The sequence below is a fragment of the uncultured Streptococcus sp. genome (genome assembly GCF_963545685.1).
GTDB lineage: Bacteria > Bacillota > Bacilli > Lactobacillales > Streptococcaceae > Streptococcus.
Map to the genome: position 1 here is coordinate 1 of NZ_CAUUKN010000052.1, position 9,702 is coordinate 9,702.

A 9,702-nucleotide genomic window follows, 5' to 3' on the forward strand; every position below is an offset into this window, starting at 1 on the left:
TATGAAGGCGGTAGACGGATTTGAACCGACGATCAAGCTTTTGCAGAGCCGTGCCTTACCACTTGGCTATACCGCCATAACAGATACCATTCTATCGAAAAAACAAAGATTCGTCAAGTCTCTTTCATCAAATTGGCTAGTTGATTGTTCAAACTGCTTATTTACAAGAAACATAAAGAGGCTGAAAGACATTCAACCTCTTTATATTAATGATAACTGTTGTAGATGGCTTACTAACACATATGTTTTGATTATTGTCTAATCAAGTAATCAAAGGCTCCGATAGCAGCTGTAGCACCAGATCCCATGGAAATGATGATTTGTTTGTAGGCGCTATCAGTACAGTCACCTGCGGCAAAAATACCAGGGATATTTGTTGAGCCAAATTTATCAACAACAATTTCTTGGCGTTCATTGAGTTCAATGCCACTATCTTTGATCCAAGCAGTACTTGGTACAAGACCAATTTGAACAAAGACCCCTTCAAGATCAAGATGTTTTTCTTCGTTTGTATCACGTTCAACGTAACTCAAACCGGTCACATGATCTTGACCAAGAATTTCTTTTGTTGCAACGTTCTTAAGAATGGTTAGATTATCAGTTTTAGCAGCTCGTTCTTGTAAGACTTGATCTGCCTTTAATTCAGGCAAGAACTCTAAGACTGTAACATGTTGAGTAATACCGGCTAAATCTAAAGCCGCTTCCAAACCTGAGTTACCGCCACCGATAACTGCAACATTCTTCCCTTCAAAGAGTGGGCCATCACAGTGTGGACAGTAAGTAACCCCTTTATTGCGGAATGCTTCCTCGCCAGGAACGTTGATATTACGCCATTTAGCTCCCAGAGCAAGAATAGCAGTTTTAGATTTTAAAACGGCACCGTTAGCTAGTGTTACTTCAATGAGTTCTTTCTTCTCAATACCAGTAGCTAACTGACTTTTGATGATATCAACATCGTAAGATTTAGTATGCTCTTCAACTTGGGCCATTAACTTAGGACCTTCTGTATATAGCGTACCAATCATGTTTTCGATACCAACTGTCTCAATAACTTGTCCACCAAAAGTTTCTGCTAAAAGACCAGTTTTTAAACCTTTACGAGCAGCATAGATTGCAGCACTGTTCCCAGCAGGACCACCACCAATAACTAAGACATCATAGACACCTTTATCGGCAAAAGCTTCAGCATCAAGTGGGCCGTCGAGTTTTTCTACAAGCTGTTCAATGGTTGCACGGCCAGACGTAAACTCTTCTTGGTCTTTATAAACCGTAGGAACAGACATGATACCTTTTGCTTTGACTTCATCCTGATACATACCACCTTCAATCATAGTATGAGTGATATTTGGGTTCAAAACAGCCATTATATTAAAGGCTTGAACGACATCAGGACAATTATGACAAGTTAAGGAAACATAAGTTTCTAGATTGATAATTTTGTCAATCTTCTTGATACGTTCGATAGTGTCCTCATCAACTTTTGGTGGACGACCAGAAACTTGCAAGAGAGCTAAAATGAAAGATGTGAATTCGTGCCCCATTGGTAAGCCTGAGAAAATAACACGACTTTTTTCTCCTTTTTGTGCAATTCCAAAGCTAGGTTGACGTTTTAAATGTGTTGATTCAAGACTAATGCGGTCAGACATGGCGACAATTTCGTCGAGAAATTCTTTGACTTTCCGAGAATTATCGTCATCTCCTAAATCCGTTTGTAATACAATATCAGATTCTAGTAAATTTAAATATTGCGCTAATTGCGTCTTGATTTCTTTATCTAAGACCATGGATACCCCCTGGTTGTTAAATTTTACCTACAAGATCTAAGCTAGGAGTCAGTGTTTCAGCTCCTTCTTTCCATTTGGCTGGACAAACTTCACCTGGATGTTGGCGAATATATTGAGCAGCACGGACTTTATCAATAAGAGTACTTGCATCGCGTCCAATACCATCAGCATTGATTTCCATCATTTGGATAACACCATCTGGATCAATGATGAATGTACCACGTTGTGCAAGACCATCTTGCCCAAGAACATCAAAACCTTGTGAGATGTGGTGTGAAGGATCACCAATCATAGGATAAGTAATAGTTCCAACAACATCTGAGTCATCATGCCAAGCTTTGTGAACAAAGTGAGTGTCAGTAGATACAGAGTAAACCTCTACACCAAGAGATTTAAGAGCTTCATATTGTTCTTGAAGGTCACCGAGTTCAGTTGGGCAAACAAATGAAAAATCTGCTGGATAGAAGCAGAAGACCGCCCATTTACCTTTAACATCTTCATCTGTTACAGTAATGAATTCCCCATTGTGATAAGCTTGTGCTGAGAATTCAATAATTTCTTTTCCGACTAATGACAAAATAATGTCCTCCTCTATTTTTGATAGCCTAATTATAAACAAAATACTTATCAACCTCAAAGAAAACGATTGCAATTTTAACAAAGGTGTATTTTTTTCTAATGAGGCTATTGATTTTATAGCTTGTCAAATGTCACTTTTTTTGATAAACTACTATAGTTGCGTAAAGTGACAAATACTCATTTTAAGCCGATTGTGGTCTTGTTGCCGCAGGGTGGGACTGCAAGTCTAAAGCTTAGAAGAGGAAAAAACAATTTTTTAAGGAGAAATACTCATGGCAGTAATTTCAATGAAACAACTTCTTGAGGCTGGTGTTCACTTTGGTCACCAAACTCGTCGCTGGAATCCTAAGATGGCTAAGTACATCTTCACAGAACGTAACGGAATCCACGTTATCGACTTGCAACAAACTGTAAAAATGGCTGACACAGCTTACGAATTCGTTCGTGAAGCAGCAGCTAACGATGCAGTAATCTTGTTCGTTGGTACTAAAAAACAAGCAGCTGAAGCAGTTGCTGAAGAAGCAACTCGTGCTGGTCAATACTACATCAACCACCGTTGGTTGGGTGGTACTCTTACAAACTGGGATACTATCCAAAAACGTATCGCTCGTTTGAAAGAAATCAAACAAATGGAAGCTGATGGAACTTTCGAAGTTCTTCCTAAGAAAGAAGTTGCACTTCTTAACAAACAACGTGCACGTCTTGAAAAATTCTTGGGTGGTATCGAAGATATGCCTCGTATTCCAGATGTAATCTACATCGTTGACCCACACAAAGAACAAATCGCTGTTAAAGAAGCTAAAAAACTTGGTATCCCAGTTGTAGCAATGGTTGATACAAACGCTGATCCAGATGAGATCGATGTAATCATCCCAGCTAACGATGATGCTATCCGTGCCGTTAAATTGATCACTTCAAAAATGGCTGACGCTATCATCGAAGGTAACCAAGGTGAAGATGCTTCTGCAGATTTCCAAGAAGCAGCTGCAGCTGATTCAATCGAAGAAATCGTTGAAGTTGTCGAAGGTGACAACAACTAATCTTTAAGATTAGTTAGGGCATAATGCCCACTAAAGATACGACAAACACCTAAGGGGCGGGGCTCAGCCCAGCCCCTTAGGTTTATAAAATAAATTTGGAGAAAAACAAAATGGCAGAAATTACAGCTAAACTTGTTAAAGAATTGCGTGAAAAATCTGGTGCTGGTGTCATGGACGCTAAAAAAGCATTGGTTGAAGTTGAAGGTGATATCGAAAAAGCGATCGAATTGCTTCGCGAAAAAGGTATGGCTAAAGCAGCTAAGAAAGCTGACCGTGTTGCAGCTGAAGGTTTGACTGGTGTTTACGTTAACGGTAACGTTGCAGCAGTTGTTGAAGTTAACGCGGAAACTGACTTCGTTGCGAAAAACGCTCAATTCGTTGAGTTGGTAAACGAAACAGCTAAAGTGATTGCTGAAGGTAAACCAGCTAACAACGAAGAAGCACTTGCATTGACTATGCCTTCAGGTGAAACTCTTGAAGCTGCATACGTAACTGCTACAGCTACTATCGGTGAAAAAATCTCATTCCGTCGTTTTGCAGTTGTTGAGAAAACTGATGCACAACACTTCGGAGCTTACCAACACAACGGTGGACGTATCGGTGTTGTTTCAGTTATCGAAGGTGGAGATGAAGCTCTTGCAAAACAAATCTCAATGCACATCGCAGCGATGAAACCAACTGTTCTTTCATACACTGAATTGGACGAACAATTTGTTAAAGATGAATTGGCACAACTTAACCACGCTATCGATCAAGATAACGAAAGCCGTGCAATGGTTAACAAACCAGCTCTTCCACACCTCAAATATGGATCTAAAGCTCAATTGACTGACGCAGTTATTGCTCAAGCTGAAGAAGATATCAAAGCTGAGTTGGCTGCTGAAGGTAAACCAGAAAAAATCTGGGATAAAATCATCCCAGGTAAAATGGACCGCTTCATGCTTGACAACACTAAAGTTGACCAAGCTTACACTCTTCTTGCTCAAGTTTACATCATGGACGACAGCAAAACAGTTGAAGCTTATCTTGAATCAGTAAATGCTTCAGTAGTAGAATTCGTTCGCTTTGAAGTTGGTGAAGGTATCGAGAAAGCATCTAACGACTTTGAATCAGAAGTTGCAGCTACAATGGCAGCAGCCCTTAATAACTAATTTTAGTTGCTAGATAAAAAGAAAAGAAGTTACGTGAATGAATCGTAACTTCTTTTTTGCTGTAATTAGAAAACGTCTGAGCATTTCCCCCCAGACGTCTAAATATTTCTATTAATGAGCAAGGGTGTTTACTCCAAATAGAAGAGAGAGAGTTCCCATAATGATGCCTGCAAGTATAACTCCGAGCATAACAGCTAGAACACTGCGCTTAAAGTCCCAATCTAGAATAGATGCTGCGAGGGTACCAGTCCAAGCTCCTGTTCCTGGAAGTGGAATACCTACAAAGAGTAGAAGGGCCCAGAAGATCCCCTTGTCTCCAGCAGCTTTTTCAAGTTTTTGACCACCGCTATGGCCTTTTTTTAGACACCAAGTAAAGAAGCCACCGATAAGAGGTTTGTCAGCACCCCACTCGAGAACACGACGGGCGAAGAAGAAGATAATTGGAACTGGAATCATGTTTCCAATAACACAAAGAATGAGGGCCTGCCACCAAGGAATACCTGAGGCAATAGCGACAGGAACTGCTCCGCGGAGTTCAACAAGGGGAATCATAGAGATTAAAAATGCAATGATGTATTTCATGAGTAACCTTTCATAAGGAAATAGAATAAGAGATAAAATTCAAGGAGAGTGAGTTTTATCAAGATGTTCAGGATATTTCAGTAAAAAAACTGAGCCACCTATTATTTTTAGTCTTATTTATTGTATCTTATATGATCTCTAATGACAACTTTAAAAAGCTTTTCGATAGTATAGTTTCCCATGTGCTAACATTTTTGGTATAATAATAGTCAGTTATAGTCAAATTAGACTGGAGGAATTAAGATGGCAAGAAATACATCAGATAGTATAGAAGAATATATTAAAGAATTGCTGGGCCAGTCTGGAACTGCTGAGATTCAACGCTCGAACTTGGCAGATACTTTTCAAGTTGTACCAAGTCAGATTAACTATGTTATCAAGACTCGTTTTACAGAGAGTCGTGGTTATATTGTTGAGAGTAAACGTGGCGGCGGTGGTTATATTCGCATTGTCAAAGTTAGATTCTCCGACAAACACCATATGATTAATGATTTGCTGCAAAATTTGGCAGATCAGCTCAGCGAGCAAGTCTTTACAGACCTCATTCAGTTGCTTTTTGATGAAAAGATTATCACTGAGCGTGAAGGAAATTTGATTTTAGCGACTGCTAGTGATGATGTTTTAGGTGAAGATGCGGCTGCTATTCGTTCGCGTATTCTACGTTCGCTATTACTTAGATTGGATAGAAAAGGAAATTAGATGACGACATATTCAAGAAAAATGCAGGCCATTTTCCATCGTGCTCAGCTTGAAGCGGAGCGTTTTGGAAGTCCTTTCTTGGAGACTTGGCATGTGCTTTTGGCTATGGTTGAGGTTCCGGGATCTGTAGCCTACTTAACATTTACTGATTTTGAGGATCGTATTCATTCGGAAGAGATTGAGACAGCTGCTGTATTGGCTATGGAGAAGAGTCCAAAAGACTTGTCTGAATCAGATATTATCGATTTACGTGCACAGTCACATGCGCTAGAGGCTATGTTGCAAGAGGCGCAGGGAATCGCTGGTGTGACTGGTGCTGTAGAGGTAGGGTCTGAACACGTTTTGATGGCCTTCCTCCTTCATAAGGATTTAATGGTTTGTCGACTCCTTGAAGTTGCTGGTTTTCAATATAAAGATGATAGCGATAAACCGCGCATCATAGATTTACGACGTTCTTTGGAGCGTTATGCTGGTCTTAGTAAGCAAGATTTGAAGGCAATTCACGATCTTCGTAAACCTAAGAAATCAAAGTCATCTGGGAATTTTGCCAATATGATGCAACCTCCTCAATCATCTACCGGTGAACTGGCGGATTATACCAAAGACTTAACTGCAGTAGCGGAGTCAGGAAATCTTGATCCCGTTATTGGACGCGATGAAGAAATTTCACGCATGATTCAGGTTTTGAGTCGTAAAACGAAGAATAATCCTGTCTTGGTGGGTGAAGCTGGTGTCGGTAAGACTGCACTTGCTCTTGGTTTGGCGCAACGTATTGCTTCGGGAGAAGTACCTTTTGAATTGGCTGATATGCGTATCTTAGAGCTTGATATGATGAGCGTTGTTGCAGGGACACGTTTCCGTGGTGATTTCGAAGAGCGTATGAATCAGATCATTGATGAGATTGAAGCTGATGGGAAAATCATTCTCTTTATTGATGAATTGCATACGATTATTGGATCTGGTTCAGGTATTGATAGCACCTTAGATGCGGCAAACATTTTGAAACCAGCTCTTGCACGTGGAACGCTTCACATGGTTGGAGCAACCACTCAAGCTGAATACCAAAAGCATATTGAGAAAGATGCAGCACTTTCCCGTCGTTTTGCTAAGATTACGATTGAAGAACCAAGCGTATCTGAAGCTATTGATATTTTAAAAGGCTTGCGTTCGTCTTATGAAGACTATCATCGTGTGACTATTACGGATGAGGCAGTTGAGACAGCAGTCAAGGCAGCACATCGTTATTTGACGAGTAAGAACTTACCTGATTCGGCTATTGACCTTTTAGATGAAGCGAGTGCAACTGTTCAAGGTCGTATTAAAAAAGAAGCCAAACGTGAGATAACACCTTTGGATGAAGCACTTTTATCTGGTGATATGAAGGTCGCTGTTAAACAATATAAGGCTAGCCAAAAGGCAAAATTTCCTAAACCTGCTTTGGTAGATGCGGATCAGATTATGCAAACCCTTAGTCGTTTATCAGGTATCCCTGTTGAGAAGATGACGCAGGCTGACAGCAAGCGTTACCTGAATCTTGAATCAGAACTCCACAAACGTGTTATTGGTCAAGATGAGGCAGTTTCGGCTATCAGTCGTGCTATTCGTCGTAACCAGTCAGGTATTCGTACTGGAAAACGTCCTATTGGTTCATTCATGTTCCTTGGACCTACTGGTGTTGGTAAGACAGAATTGGCCAAGGCTTTGGCGGAAGTCCTCTTTGATGATGAGTCAGCTTTGCTTCGCTTTGATATGTCGGAGTATATGGAAAAATTTGCGGCTAGTCGTCTTAATGGTGCTCCTCCAGGGTATGTCGGATATGATGAGGGTGGAGAGTTGACAGAGAAAGTTCGCAATAAGCCTTACTCAGTACTTCTCTTTGATGAGGTTGAGAAGGCTCATCCAGATATTTTCAACGTTCTCTTACAGGTTTTGGATGACGGTGTTTTGACAGATAGCCGTGGTCGTAAGGTTGATTTTTCAAACACTATCATCATTATGACCTCTAACTTGGGAGCTACAGCTCTTCGTGATGATAAAACTGTTGGTTTTGGTACCCAAACGATTTCTCATAATCACCAAGCCATGCAGGCACGCATTATGGAAGAGCTTAAGAAGGCCTATCGTCCAGAATTTATTAACCGTATTGATGAGAAGGTTGTCTTCCACAGCTTAGAGGAAGAACAACTACATGACATTGTCAAGATTATGGTTAAACCGTTAATTTCAGCTCTAGCCGAAAAAGGTATCAGCTTAAAATTCCAACCAGCTGCTCTTAAGCATTTGGCTAAGGATGGCTATGATATTGAGATGGGAGCTCGTCCATTACGCCGTACGATTCAAACCCAAGTGGAGGACAAGTTGTCTGAGATCTTACTAGGTGGCCAAGTTGTTAGCGGACAGACTCTTAAGATTGGTTGCTCGAAAGATAAATTAACCTTTACAGTAGTGTAAATATTAAACATCAAAGACAGATTACACCTATAATCTGTCTTTTTGTGTCAATAAGAGTCAAGATAGAGTCAACTTTTCTGTAAAGTAGGCGTAAAAGAAAAAGCCGAGCCACGCTCGACTGTAAGGATTAGAGTTTCTCGTTGACAAAGGTGACAAAGTGATTCCACCAAACCTTGAGGAAGAAGCTCTTCTTAACTTCTTTACCAGCCACCAGTTCCATGCTTGGCATGCCTTGATTAGGTAGGTAGCCTTCGCCTACAAGAGTCTTATCTTCAAAGGTGGCTGTTCCTACCTTGTCTCCTGACTTGACAGGGGCTTGAATCTGGTTGGTAGTGACTTTAATGTGTTTGTTATTGTTAGCATCTATTTTTTGGATAATATTAAAGTCAGACTTAGCGACAGCAGATACTTGCTTAGATTTACCATCAAGGACATCTGCTTTGCTTTTGCTGATGGCTTGCCCTTTCTTAGCAATAGTCTTGCTTTCCCAATGGTAGACCACGTAATCAAGGAGTTCATTGGTTGCAGTGAAACGGGCGTAGTCATCAGAATCAGTATTATCAGCATTTATGATGACTGTGATAATACTCATACCACTTTCATTTGAATGGGCTACGAAGGAAGCTCCGGCCAAATCAGTGGTACCCGTTTTGAGACCATCAACTCCCTTGCGGTAACTAGGTTGACCCTTAAGCATATAGTTAAAGGTTTTGAGTTTATTGACACCATCAAAATTAGCTTCTGTTTTTTTAGTGATGTCGAGAATTTCAGGATATTCTTTAATCACATGTTGTGCAATGATAGCAACATCCTTGGCACTCATGGTGTTTTCTTCGTCTGATTTAGAACCTGGATAGATATTGTCACCCAAGTAAGAATTATTAAGACCAGAGGCATTGACAATCTTGGCATCAGTGATACCCCAATCTTTGAGTTGGGTTTTCATCATATCGACAAACCCACTCTCAGTGCCTCCGATTTCCTCGGCTAGGGCAATGGCTGCGCTGTTAGCACTGGCAATAAGAGTTGCGTCGAGGAGCTGTTTGACAGTGTACTTACGGGCATCCAGTGGAATATTGGATACTCCGGCACTGACAGTCAATTCAAAGGGGTAGTCAGAAATGTCAACTTTAGTGTTCCATTTGAGGTCTCCTTGATCAACCGCTTTATAAACCATATAGGCTGTTAGAAGTTTGGTAATAGAGCCAATCCCGGTAGAAGTAGTTGCATCTTTTTCGTATAAAATCTTACCGGTAGTTGCTTCGACAGCAATAGCATGCTTGGCTGAGGCATCAAATCCTTTTTTCTTATCTGCTGCAAAAGTAGGAGCTACGCTTCCCAGACAGAGTAAGAAGGTCATAATAAGCGTAATCAGTTTTTTCATGGTTTGTTCCTTCATGTGTTTTGGATATTTAT

Annotated in this window: 8 protein-coding genes and 1 tRNA gene; 4 read left to right on the forward strand and 5 right to left on the reverse strand. The window is 40.6% G+C overall.

The features are described 5' to 3' along the window. Positions 1-5: 5 nt before the first annotated feature. From RWZ99_RS07895 to ahpC, 3 genes are all read right to left on the reverse strand, one after another. A tRNA-Cys gene (locus RWZ99_RS07895) sits at positions 6-76 on the reverse strand. 175 nt (positions 77-251) lie between these two features. Next, positions 252-1,784: an alkyl hydroperoxide reductase subunit F gene (gene ahpF / locus RWZ99_RS07900; protein WP_314677794.1), complete on the reverse strand. Its 1,533-nt coding sequence runs from the start codon at positions 1,782-1,784 to the stop codon at positions 252-254. Between the two features lie 16 nt (positions 1,785-1,800). After that, positions 1,801-2,361 (reverse strand): alkyl hydroperoxide reductase subunit C, encoded by a 561-nt coding sequence (gene ahpC / locus RWZ99_RS07905; protein ID WP_004182174.1) that lies wholly within the window; start codon positions 2,359-2,361, stop codon positions 1,801-1,803. A gap of 274 nt (positions 2,362-2,635) precedes the next feature. Here ahpC and rpsB point away from each other — a divergent pair, with 274 nt between their 5' ends. Both rpsB and tsf read left to right on the forward strand, forming a co-directional pair. After that, positions 2,636-3,403 carry a 30S ribosomal protein S2 gene (gene rpsB / locus RWZ99_RS07910; RefSeq protein ID WP_002886342.1) on the forward strand — a complete coding sequence of 256 codons (768 nt, stop codon included), beginning with the start codon at positions 2,636-2,638 and terminating at the stop codon, positions 3,401-3,403. Positions 3,404-3,513: 110 nt separating this feature from the next. Continuing rightward, positions 3,514-4,554: a translation elongation factor Ts gene (tsf, locus tag RWZ99_RS07915; protein WP_314677798.1), complete on the forward strand. Its 1,041-nt coding sequence runs from the start codon at positions 3,514-3,516 to the stop codon at positions 4,552-4,554. A gap of 111 nt (positions 4,555-4,665) precedes the next feature. On the opposite strand, the gene RWZ99_RS07920 is transcribed toward tsf, so the two are convergent. After that, the gene (locus tag RWZ99_RS07920) at positions 4,666-5,136 is read right to left on the reverse strand and encodes a small multi-drug export protein (RefSeq protein WP_314677799.1); all 471 of its coding nucleotides are present in this window, start codon (positions 5,134-5,136) and stop codon (positions 4,666-4,668) included. 243 nt (positions 5,137-5,379) lie between these two features. Here RWZ99_RS07920 and RWZ99_RS07925 point away from each other — a divergent pair, with 243 nt between their 5' ends. Both RWZ99_RS07925 and RWZ99_RS07930 read left to right on the forward strand, forming a co-directional pair. Beyond that, positions 5,380-5,835 (forward strand): CtsR family transcriptional regulator, encoded by a 456-nt coding sequence (locus RWZ99_RS07925; protein ID WP_314677801.1) that lies wholly within the window; start codon positions 5,380-5,382, stop codon positions 5,833-5,835. After that, positions 5,836-8,286, forward strand: a complete 2,451-nt coding sequence (locus RWZ99_RS07930) for an ATP-dependent Clp protease ATP-binding subunit (protein ID WP_314677803.1) — start codon at positions 5,836-5,838, stop codon at positions 8,284-8,286. Positions 8,287-8,413: 127 nt separating this feature from the next. Here RWZ99_RS07930 and pbp3 read toward each other — a convergent pair whose 3' ends face one another. Continuing rightward, on the reverse strand, positions 8,414-9,670 hold the full coding sequence (gene pbp3, locus RWZ99_RS07935) for a D-alanyl-D-alanine carboxypeptidase PBP3 (protein ID WP_314677806.1): 1,257 nt from the start codon (positions 9,668-9,670) through the stop codon (positions 8,414-8,416). Positions 9,671-9,702 lie beyond the last annotated feature (32 nt).

What these genes read in the sequence shown, in the direction of transcription:
- tsf (WP_314677798.1), top strand. Translation starts at nt 3,514, where the DNA reads ATGGCAGAAATTACAGCTAAACTTGTTAAAGAATTGCGTGAAAAATCT.
- rpsB (WP_002886342.1), top strand. Translation starts at nt 2,636, where the DNA reads ATGGCAGTAATTTCAATGAAACAACTTCTTGAGGCTGGTGTTCACTTT.
- ahpF (WP_314677794.1), bottom strand. Translation starts at nt 1,784, where the DNA reads ATGGTCTTAGATAAAGAAATCAAGACGCAATTAGCGCAATATTTAAAT.
- RWZ99_RS07925 (WP_314677801.1), top strand. Translation starts at nt 5,380, where the DNA reads ATGGCAAGAAATACATCAGATAGTATAGAAGAATATATTAAAGAATTG.
- RWZ99_RS07930 (WP_314677803.1), top strand. Translation starts at nt 5,836, where the DNA reads ATGACGACATATTCAAGAAAAATGCAGGCCATTTTCCATCGTGCTCAG.
- pbp3 (WP_314677806.1), bottom strand. Translation starts at nt 9,670, where the DNA reads ATGAAAAAACTGATTACGCTTATTATGACCTTCTTACTCTGTCTGGGA.
- RWZ99_RS07920 (WP_314677799.1), bottom strand. Translation starts at nt 5,136, where the DNA reads ATGAAATACATCATTGCATTTTTAATCTCTATGATTCCCCTTGTTGAA.